The 16856-nt window shown below is 56.0% G+C and carries 19 protein-coding genes; 7 read left to right on the top strand and 12 right to left on the bottom strand.

Going from position 1 to position 16856, the window contains the following annotated elements; translation table 11 throughout:
- Positions 1-16 precede the first annotated feature (16 nt).
- Positions 17-154 carry a hypothetical protein gene (locus NWP14_RS06840; RefSeq protein WP_331835468.1) on the bottom strand — a complete coding sequence of 46 codons (138 nt, stop codon included), beginning with the start codon at positions 152-154 and terminating at the stop codon, positions 17-19.
- 96 nt (positions 155-250) lie between these two features.
- Between NWP14_RS06840 and dgcJ the strand changes: the two genes are divergently transcribed.
- Positions 251-1768 carry a diguanylate cyclase DgcJ gene (gene dgcJ / locus NWP14_RS06835; protein ID WP_346431681.1) on the top strand — a complete coding sequence of 506 codons (1518 nt, stop codon included), beginning with the start codon at positions 251-253 and terminating at the stop codon, positions 1766-1768.
- 183 nt (positions 1769-1951) lie between these two features.
- Here dgcJ and NWP14_RS06830 read toward each other — a convergent pair whose 3' ends face one another.
- Entirely contained in the window at positions 1952-3154 is a 1203-nt protein-coding gene (locus tag NWP14_RS06830) for an MFS transporter (RefSeq protein WP_375215030.1), read from the bottom strand.
- Between the two features lie 79 nt (positions 3155-3233).
- Positions 3234-3617, bottom strand: coding sequence for a tautomerase family protein (locus NWP14_RS06825; protein ID WP_095096711.1), 384 nt, complete (start codon positions 3615-3617; stop codon positions 3234-3236).
- A 105-nt stretch (positions 3618-3722) separates the two neighbouring features.
- Here NWP14_RS06825 and NWP14_RS06820 point away from each other — a divergent pair, with 105 nt between their 5' ends.
- Genes NWP14_RS06820 through NWP14_RS06810 form a run of 3 tightly spaced genes read left to right on the top strand, consistent with a single transcriptional unit; the run spans position 3723 to position 5556 of the window.
- Positions 3723-4184, top strand: coding sequence for a MarR family winged helix-turn-helix transcriptional regulator (locus NWP14_RS06820; RefSeq protein WP_375215029.1), 462 nt, complete (start codon positions 3723-3725; stop codon positions 4182-4184).
- Positions 4185-4235: 51 nt separating this feature from the next.
- A complete protein-coding gene (locus NWP14_RS06815; RefSeq protein WP_375215028.1) occupies positions 4236-5090 on the top strand; it encodes an AraC family ligand binding domain-containing protein in 855 nt (284 codons plus the stop codon).
- A 55-nt stretch (positions 5091-5145) separates the two neighbouring features.
- Complete coding sequence (locus NWP14_RS06810) at positions 5146-5556, top strand: DUF2000 domain-containing protein (protein WP_133597636.1); 411 nt, start codon at positions 5146-5148, stop codon at positions 5554-5556.
- Positions 5557-5800: 244 nt separating this feature from the next.
- Here the strand turns inward: NWP14_RS06810 and NWP14_RS06805 are convergent, their stop codons facing one another.
- The 8 genes from NWP14_RS06805 to NWP14_RS06770 all read right to left on the bottom strand — a co-directional run bounded on the left by NWP14_RS06805 (position 5801) and on the right by NWP14_RS06770 (position 13128).
- Positions 5801-6094 (bottom strand): YciI family protein, encoded by a 294-nt coding sequence (locus tag NWP14_RS06805; RefSeq protein ID WP_375215027.1) that lies wholly within the window; start codon positions 6092-6094, stop codon positions 5801-5803.
- Positions 6095-6275: 181 nt separating this feature from the next.
- Positions 6276-6647: a VOC family protein gene (locus NWP14_RS06800; protein ID WP_095096723.1), complete on the bottom strand. Its 372-nt coding sequence runs from the start codon at positions 6645-6647 to the stop codon at positions 6276-6278.
- Between the two features lie 342 nt (positions 6648-6989).
- Positions 6990-8105: a M20 family metallopeptidase gene (locus NWP14_RS06795; protein ID WP_375215026.1), complete on the bottom strand. Its 1116-nt coding sequence runs from the start codon at positions 8103-8105 to the stop codon at positions 6990-6992.
- Positions 8105-8860 carry a glutamine amidotransferase gene (locus NWP14_RS06790; protein WP_375215025.1) on the bottom strand — a complete coding sequence of 252 codons (756 nt, stop codon included), beginning with the start codon at positions 8858-8860 and terminating at the stop codon, positions 8105-8107. The genes NWP14_RS06795 and NWP14_RS06790 overlap by 1 nt, the downstream gene beginning before the upstream one ends.
- Positions 8861-8874: 14 nt before the next feature.
- Entirely contained in the window at positions 8875-9954 is a 1080-nt protein-coding gene (locus tag NWP14_RS06785; protein WP_241721710.1) for a phosphotriesterase, read from the bottom strand.
- A 3-nt stretch (positions 9955-9957) separates the two neighbouring features.
- The gene (locus NWP14_RS06780) at positions 9958-10959 is read right to left on the bottom strand and encodes an ABC transporter permease (RefSeq protein WP_189339824.1); all 1002 of its coding nucleotides are present in this window, start codon (positions 10957-10959) and stop codon (positions 9958-9960) included.
- A gap of 18 nt (positions 10960-10977) precedes the next feature.
- Complete coding sequence (locus tag NWP14_RS06775; protein WP_161795676.1) at positions 10978-11724, bottom strand: ATP-binding cassette domain-containing protein; 747 nt, start codon at positions 11722-11724, stop codon at positions 10978-10980.
- Between the two features lie 381 nt (positions 11725-12105).
- On the bottom strand, positions 12106-13128 hold the full coding sequence (locus NWP14_RS06770) for a LacI family DNA-binding transcriptional regulator (protein ID WP_095096741.1): 1023 nt from the start codon (positions 13126-13128) through the stop codon (positions 12106-12108).
- A 344-nt stretch (positions 13129-13472) separates the two neighbouring features.
- Between NWP14_RS06770 and NWP14_RS06765 the strand changes: the two genes are divergently transcribed.
- A complete protein-coding gene (locus tag NWP14_RS06765) occupies positions 13473-14426 on the top strand; it encodes a substrate-binding domain-containing protein (protein ID WP_095096744.1) in 954 nt (317 codons plus the stop codon).
- Positions 14427-14429: 3 nt separating this feature from the next.
- Here the strand turns inward: NWP14_RS06765 and NWP14_RS06760 are convergent, their stop codons facing one another.
- Positions 14430-15299, bottom strand: a complete 870-nt coding sequence (locus NWP14_RS06760; protein WP_375215024.1) for a ribokinase — start codon at positions 15297-15299, stop codon at positions 14430-14432.
- Between the two features lie 26 nt (positions 15300-15325).
- Here NWP14_RS06760 and NWP14_RS06755 point away from each other — a divergent pair, with 26 nt between their 5' ends.
- Both NWP14_RS06755 and NWP14_RS06750 read left to right on the top strand, forming a co-directional pair.
- Positions 15326-16171: a BtpA/SgcQ family protein gene (locus NWP14_RS06755; protein WP_375215023.1), complete on the top strand. Its 846-nt coding sequence runs from the start codon at positions 15326-15328 to the stop codon at positions 16169-16171.
- Positions 16171-16815: a TenA family protein gene (locus NWP14_RS06750; RefSeq protein WP_375215022.1), complete on the top strand. Its 645-nt coding sequence runs from the start codon at positions 16171-16173 to the stop codon at positions 16813-16815. The genes NWP14_RS06755 and NWP14_RS06750 overlap by 1 nt, the downstream gene beginning before the upstream one ends.
- Positions 16816-16856: the final 41 nt, after the last annotated feature.

Raw genomic sequence — 16856 nt, 5'->3', positions numbered from 1 at the left:
GTACGGTATTCACGCATTATGCCACGGTAGCGCGCTGAATGCCTTGACCGGGATCGCTCTCTGCGGGCAGCGCCGTCACGTCGCCGGCGGTATTTGCTGCCCGATATTGCTTTAAACCGTCGTGGCCGGGAATTTCGCGGCCGGTTGAGCTCAACGGACATGTTTCCCGTGGTCATTACCGGGTGAGAAGGTATTGATTGGTGCTATAATTGCCGTCACTTGTTGGTGGTACGACAGGGAGTTAGCCATCTTGTCCAGTCAAAAATATATCAGCGCAATCGTACTGATCGTGGTTTGCACTACGGCTCTTTTTACCGCGTTGGCCGTTCGTGAAGGGCGTGCTTTGCAGAATTATATGGGATATGTTGCCGAAAATGGTAAATCAGCACTTTTCCATGAAGAGTCCATTAACCAGAATATTGCCACCCGGCTTTCGCGGGCATTTTATACCCAGGCATTTTCTGCCCCCTCAAGCGAACGTGAACGGAAAAATGTCTGTCAGTCCCTTGAAACTGAAGGCGACATCCACGGCTTCAATCTGCTGAAAAAGAACAGAAATAACCTGCAAGGTACCCTGCAAACCCGCAATGAATCGTGTGAAGAATGGGCGGGTGATATTAATGCGCTGGCGGTTATTCATTCTGCGGAGAGCGCGGCTATATCGAAGTACAGCTTTTCAAACTATGCCGGTTATACTTTCAGGAATATCAGATACTATATCGATCTTTCTCATAACTATATTTATATTAATCATTTGATTAATACACAGAATTACACTTTTAGTAACTGGTTAGTTGGCGATAATAGCAGCATCAATATTGCGCGCAGCGCGCACACCATTTCTATTGATGACAACGCCCTGAATGACCTGCTTAAAGGTGAAAGCACGTTGTCTCATATCTATCATGATGGATATACCCAAAACAATATTATCAGCATGCTTACCCCGGTGTTTTTGGGGGATAAGGTGAAGGGCATTCTGATCACAGACATCAATATTAACGATCTTGTGGTTTCGTTTAAAACCGTCGATCGCCCGCTGCTGTGGCGCTTCCTCTCGTTGTATGTTACTGATAATGTGACTGGAACGCATATTTTTTTCCATAAACCCTACGTCAAAACTTATGATTTGATCAGCTACGCAGACTCGCTTACCCAGTATTACACCCTCCATGCGAAGCTGGACGCCATCTACGTCATTATTGCCAATTTATGGCTGTTCATGCTTTATATCCTGGGAACCTGGGCGCTATGTCGCTATGCTCGTAAGCAGTTAATCAGGCATGAATCGCTTTCCCGGGATAACGTGACGGATGCGATGACCGGACTGTGTAACAGAAAAATCATGACGCCGGAGTTTGAACAAAAAATCCGCTCCCTCGTTGAGCGAAATATCCCGGTCACGGTTATTGCAATTGACAGCGATGGGCTTAAAAAAATTAATGATACCCAGGGCCATCATATGGGGGATAAAGCGATACAGATGCTGGGTTCAGCGCTGGGGAGCGCCATTCGTAAGAGCGACTACGGAATACGGCTGGGCGGCGATGAGTTCTGTCTGGTTCTTATTGATTATTCCCTGAATAAATCCCGCGATGTTATTGCCCGCGCGCAGGAACATTTGCTCACCATCGATCGTGATAGGCTGGTGGCGTTTTCCTGGGGCGCGTATCAACTTCAGTCGGGGGATACGCTGGCGCAGGCGATGCTCAAAGCTGACGATTTACTCTATCAACATAAACGCAGCAAATATGCCGAACGGAGATGAGGATATTAAGAAGGCGTCGCTGACGATAATAACAGCGACGCGGCTCTGTAAAGTGAAAAGTTAATCAGAAGCAGTGGCTCATGCCGATATGCAGTATCAGGTCTTTATTTTCTCGCCACATGAGAAATATCAGCAGCAGGAGGGCCAGAATGAGGCAAGCCGCTACGGTCCTGAATGAACAATTCATACTTTCAGCCCCGTCAGCGCACGCTTTGAAACTTCCCGAATGGGCCAGTTCAGCGCCGCAGCGATAACGCTGAGAACGATACTTACGTACCAGACAATGCTATAGCTTCCGGTGATATCGTAAAGATATCCTCCCAGCCAGCCGCCAAGAAAAGCGCCTGCCTGATGCATCAGGAAGATAATTCCCCCCAGCATTGATAAGTTCCTTACGCCAAACATTGTTGCTACCGTTCCGTTAGTTAACGGTACGGTTGAAAGCCAGAGAAGCCCCATAGCGATACCAAAACAGTAGGCCGACCAGGTTGTAACCGGGAACGAGATAAACAAGGTAATGATTACCGCCCTGACAATGTAGATCAGACTCAGTAGCTTTGTTTTTGAATAGCGGCTGCCAAGCATCCCGGCGAAATAGGTCCCGAAAACATTAAATAAACCGACCAGAGCCAGCGTGGTGGTTCCGGCGATGACCGGGAGATGGTTATCCATAAGATATGAGGGTAGGTGAACACCAATGAAGACGACCTGGAATCCGCAGACGAAGAACCCGAGGGATAAAAGCCAGAATCCGGAGTGTCCCAGAGCTTCCCGTAATGCTTCGCTCATCGTCTGATGCGGTTCAGAATGCGCCGCTTCCTGACGCTGAAACAGCGCCGCGGCGGGCAGCATTAGCATAGCAACCATGCCGAGAGCGATCAGGGCCGATGCCCATCCCAGCCATTGGATCAGCACCATGCTGCCGGGCAGCATGGCAAACTGCCCAAATGACCCCGCCGCGGCAGTGAGCCCCATTGCCATGCTACGTTTTTCAGCGGGAACGGCGCGGCCAATCGCCCCGAGAATGACAGAAAATGAAGTGCCGGACAGACCAATACCAATCAGTAATCCGGTACTGAGCGAGAGCAGCAGGGGGGTATGCGCAAACCCCATTAGCATCAGTCCCGCAGTATAAAAAATCGCCCCCGAGATGATGGTCCTGCGAGTCCCGAAGCGATCCGCCAGCGCCCCGGCAAACGGCTGCGCAACTCCCCAGATAATATTCTGTATTGCCATCGCAAACGCAAAAACTTCGCGTCCCCAGCCAAACTCAGCGCTCATAGGATGCAGAAAGAGGCCGAATCCATGCCTTATCCCAAGGGAGAGAAAGAGGACCAGCGCCCCGCCAGTAATCAGCCAGAAGCTTTTATTTTGCGAAAATGTCATTAAAAACCCTCGAGGTTAATTGATAAAACGTCATCAACGACTTTATTTTTCACTTCTGACCGCACCCCGTAGCCCGGGATCATTCGTCCGCGTACTGCGCCTCACCGTTGCCGAAGGACCAGTTTTCTTTTTTGACTTCCACCAGACTGATAAAGACATCTTGTTGACGAAGTCCCACCGCGTGGTGGAGTCCGTCTGCAATGGCCCGGTACAGCGCCTTTTTTTGCTGCGTGTTACGCCCTTCGTTCCAGGTTATCTGAATGGCAACGAAGTCATCGGTGCGATTTATGCCGAGGTAGCCCGGATCATAAATCAACCCTGCCGGCTCATATTCACCGATCGCCTGAAAACGGTCATTCTCCGGGACGCCCACGCTCACCAATGCGTCGTAGACCGCGTCAGCTACTTTCTGACGATAGTCGGCGGGTTTCCCTTTACGTAAATCGATGCGAACAAATGGCATAACGTCTCCTCGCGGCTGATTGAAAATACGTGCATATGCTCTTATTTGCAATATCAGCATATGCTGGTAAAATCAAGACGTCAACGTTAATCAGGAAGGGGATGTATGTCTCAGAATGAGGGTATCGGCGCGTCGTCTGGTGTAAGTTGTCACTGCACTACCTTGCGCAAAGCCTCCCGACGTCTGTCGCAATATTACGACAGTATTTTGGCTGAAAGCGGGCTCAAGACCACCCAGAGGGCGATTCTGGCCCAGCTGCGGCGAGCTGGCAGCCTGTCGGTCAGCCATCTGGCTGAGGCCCTGGTCATGGATCGGGGAGGACTTGCCCATACGCTCAAACCTCTCCAGCGGGATGGCCTGATAAGCGTCGACGCAGACCCCTCCGATGGGCGCTCGCGTCTGGTGTCACTGACTCCGGCCGGCAGGGAAAAACTCGGCGAGTCGGATGCCAGCTGGGCGCAGGCGCAGCAGCAGTTTGAACAAAAACTTGGGAAGGCGGAGGCGGCGACGCTGCAGGACCTGTTGTCCCGTCTTGTGGCAGCCGAATTTGAACAGGACAACATCTAATAATGCAGGCAGTCAGGCTGATTCTCCGTCGATCTTTGTCAGAGCGTGGTTATGTCAGAAGTTGCTGAGCAGGCGATGCCTGGAGACTGGCTCGATTTTCGTCGTGATGCCGAAACGGGCATCGAAAGCGTTAACGCCCACTTTACGGGTCACGCCTATGATAGCCACGATCATGAAGAGCTACTTCTGGGCGTAACCCTGCAGGGTTCACAGCGCTTCAGCTGCCATCGCACGGTACATACCAGCACGCCGGGCAAGGCCATCCTCATCGAGCCCGGCGCTGTGCATGATGGTTACGCCGCCCAACGCGATGGCTTCACGTATTCCATGTTGTATATTCCGCAACAGTGGGTGTCGGACAGCTTCCGCCAGCGTGGTATGGGGGATATTTCGCTAATACAGGCGGCTTTTCGCCATACCCTCACGGATGACCGCGCGTTAATTGCGTCGATCTCCCGGGCTTTTGATGCGCTACACAACGGCGAGGGGAGGCTTGCGCGGGATGAAAGTCTGGACAGATTGCTGGCTCACCTCACACCCCATGTCGAACTGAAGCCCTCGGAAGAGCTGACCGACTCTTGCATCAAAATGAACCGGGTCAGGGATTATTTGTATGAGCATCTGGCAAGAAATCCCGGACTTGATGAGCTGGCAAAGGTCAGCGGTATCGATCGCTTTCGCTTAAGCCGCCAGTTCAAGGCTGCATTCGGTCAGTCGCCTCATGCCTATCTTGTCAGGCTACGCCTTCGCACCGCGCGCGGGCTGTTGGCCCGAGGATTTGCTCCGTCGCTGGTGGCGTCGCAGACGGGGTTCGCCGACCAAAGTCATTTAGGCCGCTGGTTCAGACGCGCTTACCGCATGTCTCCTGCGGCATTCCAGAATCACTGCTCAAACGTTCTATACTGATATTCCGCCGTCATGTGAACATGCCTGCTTCGTAGTTAAAGACGGGAATATTTGAATGACGTTTGACACCAAAATTGCATTTATCGTGAGAGATGACTTACCTGACTGGCAGCGCCTGAATGTTGTGGCATTTCTGGCTACGGGAATTGCTTCTGCGGCTCCGGAAATTATGGGTAAACCTTACGTCGATTCGCTAGGCCGGCATTATGGCAACATGTCCGGCCAGCCCATGCTGATTTTTGAAGCGGACCTTGAAAAACTGCAGGCGGTTCACCGTAAGGCGCTGGAGCGGGAAGTGACCATCATTCCTTATATTCATGCCATGTTCTCCACCGGGCATGATGAGGCAAATCGCGAAGTATTTATGGCCGCCGATGCGGATAATCTGGACTTCGTCGGTATCGGTATCCGCGGCCATAAAAAAGCGGTGGATAAGGTTATAAAGGGTTTATCCCTGCATAAATAGTTTACCGCCACAGCGGGGCCTGGCAGCGATTCCTTTCCTGAATCTCTGCACTTCGTCAGTCCGAAAGTATCCCGGCCCCGCATCAACATCACTTTTCACCTGATTGCTGCCTGACGGAGATGAAACGCGTTGCTTGCTCTCTTTATGACCGGTGTTTTCCGCATAGTCAGGCGCCGGCGGCGATTCAAACTGGGGAATGTTCCGTTATGGGCGGCTCAATATGAGCTACTGAGCCGATGTAAAGTCAGAAAATATTTTCGAGCAGCGGAGCCTTCATACTGGCATCGAAGGAAATAATTTCCGCTTTAGCTATTTTTAATTTTTGGAATGGGTCCTGGCTGAGACGTTCTTCCAGAGATTCGAGGCTGTCAGATTTTGCAAGTATGACGCCGCCATTACGGGGAATTCTTCTTCCTGATGCCAGAAACACGCCATCGGAGTAGCCTTGTTTAAGCCACTCAACATGTGCAGGTATTTGAGAATCAACTTCTTCGAGTGGTTTTATATAAGTTAAAACAACTACATAAATGATGCTCATTTAAAGTCCTTATGGAAAGAAAGCCTTAAAATGCTACCACCGCAGGAAGTAAAGCTGAAGCAGTAAGATAAGCGCCCGGCATATTAGCGTCGCAGACGGGATGGCGACAGCGACGCTATTATGGCGGTGGAAAATTACCGGTATAAGGACATATGGGGGTTGGCTATAAAACCGACCTTAATTACTTCTGCAGGATCTGCCCAACATCGATACGATTTCCATCCGGGTCGGCGAAAACAAATGCCCGAATACCATAATCTTTATCTTCCAGGCCTTTAATAATCCTGGCGCCAATTTCCTGACAACGGGCGTACAGGGCATTTGCATCATCAACCAGAAGATGTGCGACAGGCCACGAGGACGCTTTGTGCCGCGGCTGGAGAGTCAAATGTAGCTCAGCCTCTTCACGCTTTATTATCATAAAACCCAGCGGATCTCCGTTTTCAAAAACGGCCTTGAAGTTCAGCCCGTTGATATAGAACTCTTTGGCAATCATGATGTTTTTAACGGGTAACACGGCGGCTATACGACCAAATCTGACAAGATGCTGCATGATCAACCTCAATATTGTTAATCAATGAATAGCATAGCGCTGGGCGGTGCTGGAGCTACGCGGCTGGGCGGTGCCAGATGATTGATGAAGATATAATATTTCCCCTCGGGGTGAAATTGAAACTTTTGCGGCGCGTGACCAGACCTTATTTACCCGCGCTCCGCCGGGTCATTAACGCCGGCCTCCGGCGCTGGGCAGGCTATTTGATAAACCGCGTTCGGCATCCGCGCCGGCTGCGCTTTCCTTGCGGAGCTGGCTGATGCAGGGGCAGGGCGGCCCCTGATGATTATTTAGTAAAAAATCCGCCTTTATCCGGAAGGGGCGGGCAGCGTTTTGGCGCCGTTAGTCCATCCAGTCGTCGATAATCGCCCCGTACAGCCGCTCAGCCTCGTCCAGCCGGCTGAGCAGGCAGTACTCGTCGGTCTGGTGGGCCATCGACGGTTCGCCGGGGCCGAGAATAATGCAGGGCGGATTATCCAGCGCGGGCAGCAGCAGGGAGGCGTCGGTAAAGTAGGGCACAACGCGCGGCTCCAGCGGCCTGTCGTGCAGCGGCTGGCAGCGCCGATAAATCTGCGCTATCCATGCATGCCTCTCTTCGCTCAGCACCGCGGGCAGATCGACCAGCGTGGAGAGCGTCACGCTCTCGCCAAGCAGCGAGCTCAGCCGCTGTCGAATGGTGGCGTGCTGTAAATTGGGCGCGCTGCGGATATCCACATCAAAACGCGCTCGGTCCGGCACGGAATTAATATTTAGCCCGCCCTCAATGCGCCCGACGTTCAGCGTGGGCTGCTTCATCAGCGGATGCGGCGCACCCGGCGAAAAATGGCGGATCTTACCCAGGGCATCCGCCGCCAGATAGATAGCATTAATCCCCAGCTCCGGCATCGCCCCGTGGGCGGTTTTCCCCCGGGTTTCCGCGCGCAGCCACAGCGCCCCTTTATGCCCGATAACCGGGTAGTTGGCGGTGGGTTCGCCGACGATCAGCGCGCCGATCTCCGGCAGCGGAGCGGACTCGATCAGCGCCCGCGCGCCGTCGCAGCCGGTTTCTTCCCCGCCGGTGATGAGCAGCACCGCGCCGAGTCCGGCGAGGATCTCCTCCCGCCGCCGGACGCAGGCGACGGCGAACGCCGCTATCGCCGCTTTCATATCGCTGGAGCCTCGTCCGTAAAGACGCCCGTTCTCGATCTGCGAGCCGAAGGGGTCATACCGCCACCGCGCATTGCCGAGCGGAACGGTATCCAGATGGCCGGTAAAGGCCAGCGGTTTACCGGGCGCCGCTCCCGGCAGACGAGCAATCAGATTGCTGCGCCCTTCGCCGAACGACGACAGCGAAATCTCGAAGCCGCTATCGCGAAGCCAGTCGGCAAAAAAACGCATGCAGTCGGCTTCGTTTCCCGGCGGATTGATGGTGTTAAAGCCCAGCAGATGCCGGGCCAGTTCGAGGGTGGTGGTCGCCATCAGCCGCGTTCCGTCAGCCAGTCGAGGCAGTTAATCCACAGCTGGCGATAGCCGGGCCATTTGGCAAACTCCTCGGGCAGCCAGTGTGCGGACATATCGCTGGTCCACACCAGCGAACGCCCCTGCTGATATTCGCGCACCGCCAGCAGCGGATGCCCGGTGCCGGCAACGGTAGCCAGCAGCCTGCCTTCCGGGTGCATTTCCACTTCGTTATAGCCCAGCAGCCACGGCCACTCGCCCGGAATATCGTTAAACAGCGCGTGGGATTCGGTCACTTCGGCATAGCAGCCCTCCGGGGTTTCAATGCGATCGTCCCACGCCAGGCAGCGCACCGGCAGAACTTTCTCCACCGCGGTATGGCGATAGCGCGCGCTGCCGTTAATCCCCTGGAAGCTGTAATAGCCGCCAATCATCATCAGCGAGCCGCCGGCAGCAACGTAGTCATGCAGCAGCGTCAGACGGTTGGCGGTACGGCGGCTTTTCAGCCAGGTGTCCGGGTGCAGCAGCAGCGTGTTGGCGCCAATATCCGACAGGATAATCGCATCCCACTGCTGCAGTTCCTCCTGCGTCAGCGGGAACTCGGTTGCCGCCGCGTGGGCCGGCATATAGGTGATGGCATAGTGGCTATCGGCCAGTGCGGCCAGGAAATCCGTCGCGCCGTTGTGCCAGGTAGCGGTAGCAAACTGATCGAAGCCTTTAACGTGCGTTGAGGTGCTGGTCCAGGATTCACCGACCAGTAAAACTTTCTTCTTCATTATAACTTTCCTTTTTATCCGCCAAATACCCGCTGGGGATTGCCAATCATCAGGGTTTCAAGCTGTTCGCCGCTGACGCCGTGGCGCCGCAGGCGGGGAACGAAATGCTTGAGTATGTAGCCGTAACCGTGGCCGCCGTAGCGGGTGAGCATGGTCTTCAGGAAAACGTCCTGCGACAGCAAAATCTGCTGGATATAGCCGTCGTCAATCAGCTCCCGGATGGCGCGGGCGTTCTCCTCGTCGGAGGGCGACTGCGCCGACTCATCGGCGTAGTAGTAGCTCATGCCGATCATGTCGTATTCGAGGAACGCTCCGCGCTGCGCCAGCTCGCGCTGATAGCGCTTGTCGGCAAAGCTGGGATTCATATGGCACAGCACCGTATGGCGCAGATCGGCCCCTTCCTGTTCGAGAATATCCAGCACCCGATGGCCCAGACGCTCCCAGCCCGGCAGGTGGACCTCGATCGGCACGCCGGTCGCGGCGCTGGCCCGGCCCGCCGCGCGCAGGGACTTCTCTTCATCCGCGGTAAAGCGGCTGGAGACGCCGATCTCGCCGATCAGCCCGGCGACAATCTCCGGCTTCTCCTCCGCGCCGCCGACGTCGTAGATCAGCCGCTCGGTCAGCCGTTCGACGCTGCTGCTCTTCACCCACTCGGGATGCGACGGCTCGAGATAGAAGCCGGTGCCCATAATAATGTTCAGCCCGGTCAGACGCGCGATGCGCGCCAGCGCCTGCGGATCGCGGCCGATGCCGATATTGGTCGGGTCGACCACCGTTTCCCCGCCCAGGGCACGATATTTGGTCAGCTCTTCGATCGCCACGTCGACGTCAAACAGCTGGCAGTTATCGCGGCTGATCAGCGGATTCAGCGACAGCTCGCCGAGGTTTTCCATCTTCACCGGCATTTCGGCAAGATGGCGATCGCTGCAGCAGCAGGGCGGTACCCACTTGCCGGAGGCATCCAGCAGGATATGCTCATGCATCAGCGTGACGCCCATCTCGCTGACCGGCAGCGGGCCGAGCACCGTCATTACGTAGCCGCTGCTGACGCCGACCGGCAGCGGAGTAGGGTGGCGAAAAATTGATCCTTTCATGAGCTATCCTTTCGCCGCAGATCGCGTGGGGTTAAGAATGCGGGTGTTCAGCCAGATAGCCAGCAGGATAATGGTGCCGGTGGCTATCTGGGTGTAGAACGGCGAGATATGCGACAGGATCAGCCCGTTCTGGATAACCGCAATCGACAGCGCGCCGAGCAGCGTGCCGATAATGGTGCCGAAGCCGCCAAACAGGCTGGTGCTGCCGAGGACCACGGCGGCAATCACCTGCAGTTCGAAGCCTTCCCCCTGGTTGGATGAGCCGCTGCCGAGGCGCGCGGTAATAATCATTCCGGCCAGCGCGGCGGCCATTCCGCTGATGATGTACACCCTCATAGTCACCGCTTTGGTGTTAATCCCGCTGCGCCGCGCGCCCTCGGCGTTGGCGCCGATAGCCGTAACGTAGCGGCCAAAGCGCATATGATTCAGCACGATATGCCCGATAACCAGAACCATAACGCCGATCAGCGCCGGCATGGGGATACCCACGACCCAGGCGCGCCCGATAAAGGTAAACAGGCTGTCGGCGGGAACCGGAATCGAATAGCCCTGGGTCACCAGCAGCGCGATGCCACGAACAACGGCCAGGGTGGCGAGGGTGACGATAAACGCCGGAATGCCTTCATAGGCAATAAAGAAGCCGTTAATGGCGCCGACTAATCCGCCGAGCAGCAGACCGCCGAGCAGCACCACCGGCCACGGTAAACCCCAGCTGTTGAGGGCGATGGCGGAGAGCGCGCCCACCAGCGCGAGGGTGGAGCCCACCGACAGGTCGATGCCGCCGGTGGTAATCACCAGGGTCATCGCGGTCGCCACGATCAGCAGCGGGGCGCTCTGGCGAATGATATTCAGCCAGTTGGTACCGGTAAGGAAGTTGCTGGTAATGAGCGAAAACACCACGCAGCAGAATACGAAAAACAGCGCGATGCTGACCACGCCCGAGTGGTTATGCAGCAGGCGCCGGGGCAGCGAATGCTGGATCATGCGGGAGCTGCTTAAGTTCATGATACTCATCCTGTTACCTCAGTGTGCAGCCGCAGAGCGGGCGGTGAATTTTTCGCCCACGATCAGGTTAACGATATCGCTCAGGCTGGTGTCGGCCACCCGGCGGTCGGCGACGTTGGTGCCTTCATACATCACCATGATCCGGTCACAGACCAGGAACAGGTCCTGCAGGCGGTGGGTGATCAGAATGACGCTTACGCCGCGAGCGGAAACGCGGCGGATAAGCTCCAGAACCGCTTCCACTTCCGCAACGGCCAGCGCGGCAGTGGGCTCATCCATAATCAGCACCTTGGGGTCAAAAGCCGCCGCGCGGGCGATGGCGATGGCCTGGCGCTGGCCGCCGGAGAGATTGCGTACCAGCAGACGGGTATCGGGAATAGAAATACCCAGCCCCTTTAGCATCTCCCGCGCGTCGGCGTGCATTTTGGCCTCGTCGAGGAAGGGGATGCCGAGCACCGATTTCATCGGCTCGCGGCCCATAAACAGGTTACCCGCGACGTCGACCGTGTCGCACAGCGACAGATCCTGATACACCATCTCGATATGGCAGCGGCGAGAGTCCGCCGGATTGGTAAACTGGTGCTGTTCGCCATCGATGCGGATGGTGCCGCTGGTGGGGATCACCGCCCCGGATAGCACTTTGGTCAGGGTTGATTTCCCCGCGCCGTTATCGCCCACTAAGCCCAGCACTTCGCCCGGAGCCAGCTCCAGGTTCACGCCGCGCAATGAGCGTATCGACCCGTAGGTCTTGGTGATATTGATCATCTCTACCCTTGGCGGGGTAGTTTGTGGCTGCTGCATCCGATCACTCCCATCGCTATTGCCGGGAAAATGTTCGCCCTTCCGGGTAAAAGAACTCCATCCAACACGGCTTACACCCTTGTAAACCGGTTTACCTGCGGAGTGGAGCTTTCACAAGCACGGTCAGGTCAAACGCTATTTAAGATATTTGTTCGCCAGTTAGAACATTGCAGCATCCGTGCCAGGGCAGAAAAAACACAGCAGCCCCATTACTTAACTCTCTGTAAAAGAAAGAATTTATTAACGGTTTATAAGTAAACCGGTTTACTAATTATAATCAACAGATTTTGAGTTGAACGTTTTTTGCGCCAAAACTGGGCGCTTTTGCGCCATTTTGGGACGCGCTTAACAAATCTTGATCGAATCGCGACCGATCCATTCCACCGGCAGGCGGGTTTCCGCCGGGATATCTTTCTCGTTATTCAGCAGGCGCAGCATGATGCTCACCGCGGTGCGGCCCAGCTCGCGCGCGGGCTGGCGAATGGTTGAGATGCGCGGCTGGGTAAAATCGGCATAGTTTGCGTCATCGAAGCCGACCAGCGACAGCGCCTCCGGCGCCTGCAGCCCGCAGGCGCGCAGCCCGTCGAGCAGGCCAAGTACCAGATAGTCGCTGGCGGCGAAGACGGCGGTGGGGCGAAGCGGCTGGCTGAACAGGTGCCGCAGCGCCTGCTGGCCGAACTCGCGCTGGTAGTCGCCGTACATTACCCACTCGGGGGGCCAGCTCAAACCGGCCTGCTCCATCGCGGTGCAGAATCCCTGGTAGCGTTCACGGACGCTCATCAGCTTGTCCGGCCCGCCGACGAAGGCGATACGGCGGTGCCCGGCGGCGATCAGCTTTTCCGTCGCAATCCGCCCGCCCTGGACGTTATCGGCAAAGACTTTCGGCACCTTGCTGCCGGGAATATCCTCGTCCAGCAAAACGATGCGCTCGTGACGCTGGATCTCTTTACGCAGCAGGCCGTTATCGGGGCGGTTGGTGGTGAACAGCAGGCCGTCGACCTGGCAGGTATCCAGCCAGCGAATGAACTGGCACTCTTTTTCCGGATTATTGCGGGTGATGCACAGTACCAGGCTGTAGCCGCTGGCCGAGGCGGCCTCTTCGGCGGCATCGGCCAGTTCGGCGAAGAAGGGGTTGGTAATATCGGGGAGTACCAGCCCGAGGGTTTCGCTGCCCCCTTTGCTAAGGCGGCGCGCCAGGCTATTTCCGCGATAGTCCAGCTCGCGGATCGCCGTTTCAATGCGGTCGATAGTTTCCTGCGGCAGCACAATATTGTTGTTCATATAGCGAGACAAAGTGGCCTTCGACAGTCCCGCCAGCTTTGCCACATCGGATAACAATACGCGTTTTATACTCATTTCCTGCGCCATTTCTACCAGAGTCGGCTATCTGTAACATAGTTAAGCGCGGTCAATACAGCAATTTCTCGGGCAACAACGACGTTAAATAAATGCTTGACAAAATTTAATCGGCGGAGAATTGTATAGGCAGTTTACCGCATCATCCGGGAAGTGATTCCCAAACCCGTTTAAGTCATTCCAGTCGCGCACCGACACGGACCGGTTGCCGGAATGAAATTAAGCAGGTCCAGCCGAACAATCGACGATCGTTCTGGCCATCTGGACGATATTTGCCCGCCAAAAAATAATCCTTCTGCGTTCGCACCGCGGCGCGGAACTCTGCTGGCTATCAACTATTCCCGATGAGGATACTGATGATGTTATTTAACACCGGAAAACTGCGTTCTATTGCTATTGCAACGTCTCTGCTGGCATCGCTTAGTTTTATTTCTTCCGCCAGTGCCGCCAATCCAACCTATGCTTTAGTTCAAATTAATCAGCAGGCTTTGTTTTTTAATCTGATGAATAAAGGCGCGCAGGATGCAGCCAAAGCGAGCGGAAAGGATTTAGTCATTTTCAACTCCAACGATAATCCCGTCGCGCAGAATGATGCGATTGAAAACTATATTCAGCAAGGAGTTAAAGGCATCCTCGTCGCCGCCATCGACGTTAACGGAATTATGCCAGCGGTAAAAGAAGCCGCCGCCGCTAACATTCCGGTGATTGCTATCGATGCCGTATTACCGGCGGGGCCTCAGGCGGCTCAGGTCGGCGTGGATAATATCGAAGGAGGCAGAATCATTGGTAAATACTTCGTTGACTACGTGCAGAAAGAGATGGGCGGCCAGGCGCGGCTGGGTATCGTCGGCGCCTTGAACTCGGCGATTCAGAACCAGCGGCAGAAGGGCTTTGAAGAGACGCTGAAAAGCAACCCGAAAATTACCATCGCCAACGTAGTCGACGGGCAGAACGTGCAGGATAAAGCGATGACCGCGGCGGAAAACCTGATTACCGGTAACCCGGATCTGACGGCGATCTACGCCACCGGCGAACCCGCTCTGCTGGGCGCCATTGCCGCAGTGGAAAACCAGGGGCGCCAGAAGGATATTAAAGTCTTCGGCTGGGACCTGACGGCGAAGGCGATTTCGGGCATTGACGGCGGCTACGTTACCGCCGTGCTGCAGCAGGACCCTGAGCAGATGGGGGCTGAGGCCCTGAAGGCGCTGAACGCGATCGCTTCGGGTAAAACCGTGCCGAAAACCATTCTGGTTCCGGCTACGGTGGTGACCAAAGCGAACGTGGATACCTACCGCTCGTTGTTTAAGTAATCTTCAGGCATCGCCCGTCGCTAACAAGGCGGCGAGTTCCTGGCCGTCGGGGAATGCGCTGAACGTCCCCCGTCGGCTCACGGTGATGGCGGCGGCGCGGCTGGCATGAGCCAGCGCCAGGGCGTCCGGCGCCACTCCGCGCCGCAGCGCGGAGGCCAGCATGACGGCGAGAAAAGTGTCGCCGGCGCCGGTGGTATCAAGCGCCTCGACGGCGGCGGCGGGCGAGAAACGGCGCTGGCCTTCGCGGACCAGCCAGGCGCCGGCGGCGCCCTGGGTAATGACTAAGGTCTGCACGCCGTACGGCTGCAGCTGCTCCGCCTCTGACTCATTGACGACCGCGATATCGACCAGCGGCCACAGGAGAGAAAAATCAGGATTGACCGGCGAAGGATTAAATACCGTCGTCATACCGCGCGCTTTGGCGAACTGAAACAGAGCCCGCGTTTTTTCCAGCGAGAAATTACCCTGCTGCAGCAAAATATCGCCTGCAGCGCCGTCTGCCAGATGCGGAATAATATCATCGAGGCTAAATGTATCGGCGGCGGCGGTAGTGGTAATAATCGCATTATCGCCGTCGGCGCTATTTAAGATAATCGAGGTGTCGCTATGTTGGTTGAAATGTCCGGTGGGTAGCAGCGTCAGTGGTTCATTTATTAGCTGCTGGCGTATCCAGGCTCCGTTGCTGTCATTTCCCGTGGCCGCAATTAAGCGTGTATCTATGCCGCAGCGGGATAATATAATCGCCTGATTCGCGCCTTTTCCGCCGAGATCCTGCGAAACTTTAATACCATGAATTGAGGCGCCTTTTTTCGGGATATCCGAAATGGACCAGGTTTCATCTACGGTAATATTACCGATAACGTAAACACGCATAGTGTTCCCTTAACAGGATGGATAACATGACTTCTATATCAGCAGAAAAGACCAATGCAATACAAGATATTTTTTCACGTAGTAAAGTAGTCATTGGTGTGATTCACTGCGACCCTTTTCCTGGTACGCCTAAATATCGTGGTAAATCAGTAGGTGGTATTATTGAACGGGCGCTTCGTGATGCGGAAAATTATATTGCGGGCGGCGTTCACGGTCTGATTGTTGAAAACCACGGCGATATTCCCTTTTCCAAACCAGAGGATATCGGTCCTGAAACATCGGCGCTGATGGCGGTCATTACCGAGAAAGTTCGCGAGCGCTTCGGCGTGCCGCTGGGCATTAACGTGCTGGCCAACGCCGCTATTCCGGCGCTGGCTACCGCGCTGGCGGGGGGGGCCGATTTCGTCCGCGTAAACCAGTGGGCCAATGCCTATATCGCCAACGAGGGGTTTATTGAAGGGGCGGCGGCGAAGGCGCTGCGCTATCGCAGCCAGCTGCGCGCGGAGCATATTCGCGTCTTTGCCGACAGCCACGTCAAGCACGGCAGCCACGCAATCGTGGCCGACCGTTCGATTCAGGAGCTGACCCGCGACGTGGACTTCTTCGAGGCCGACGCGGTGATCGCCACCGGCCAGCGCACTGGCGATAGCGCCACCACGGAGGAAATCGATGAGATCCGCGCCGCAACCGCGCTACCGCTGCTGGTGGGCTCCGGCGTGACGCCGGCTAACGTCTGCCAGATCCTCGGACGCACCCAGGGAGTGATCGTCGCCAGCACCATGAAGGTGGACGGCGTCTGGTGGAACGATGTCGATCTGGCGCGGGTTAAGCACTTTATGTCGGTCGCCCAGTCCGTGCTGGAGGATGCGTAATGGAAGCGTTTAGCGAGCGCCTGCTGCGTGAACATCAGCAGGTCTGGCAGGCGATGCAGCAGCACCGCTTTGTGGTTGATATTGAGCAGGACCGCCTGCCGGAGACGGTATTTAACCGCTATCTGGTTTTTGAGGGCAACTTCGTCGCTACGGCGATTGCGATTTTTGCCCTCGGCGTCAGCAAGGCGCCGGATATTCGCCAGCAGCGCTGGCTGATCGGCGTCCTCAATGCGCTGGTGGACACGCAGATCGCCTGGTTTGAACAGGTACTGGCCGAGCGCCGGGTTAATCCCGCCGACTATCCGGACGATCGGCCCGGGGTGCGCCGCTTTCGCGACGGCATGCTGCGGATAGCCCGGGAGGGGAGCTATGAACAGATTATTACCCTGATGTTCGGCGCGGAGTGGATGTACTACCACTGGTGCCGGCGGGTGAGCGGGGGCAGCCAGAGCGATGCGGACCTCCGGCGCTGGGTAGAAATGCATGCGGAAGAGGAGTTTTACCGCCAGGCCCGCTGGTTGAAGGAGGAGCTGGACCGCTGCGCGATGGCGCTTAATGAAAGCGAAAAGCAGGCGCTGTCAGCGCTGTACGGCGAGGTGCTGCAGTGGGAGATCGATTTCCATACCGCGGCGTATGAGGCGTAGCCGCATCGATAAACACGAGGTGAGCTGAAGCGGCGCCCCGA

The organism is Klebsiella sp. C349492 (assembly GCF_042055345.1).
In the GTDB taxonomy this organism is placed as follows: domain Bacteria; phylum Pseudomonadota; class Gammaproteobacteria; order Enterobacterales; family Enterobacteriaceae; genus Klebsiella; species Klebsiella scottii.
The sequence above is the reverse complement of the archived record's forward strand: the minus strand, read 5'-3'. Positions and strand labels throughout refer to the sequence as shown.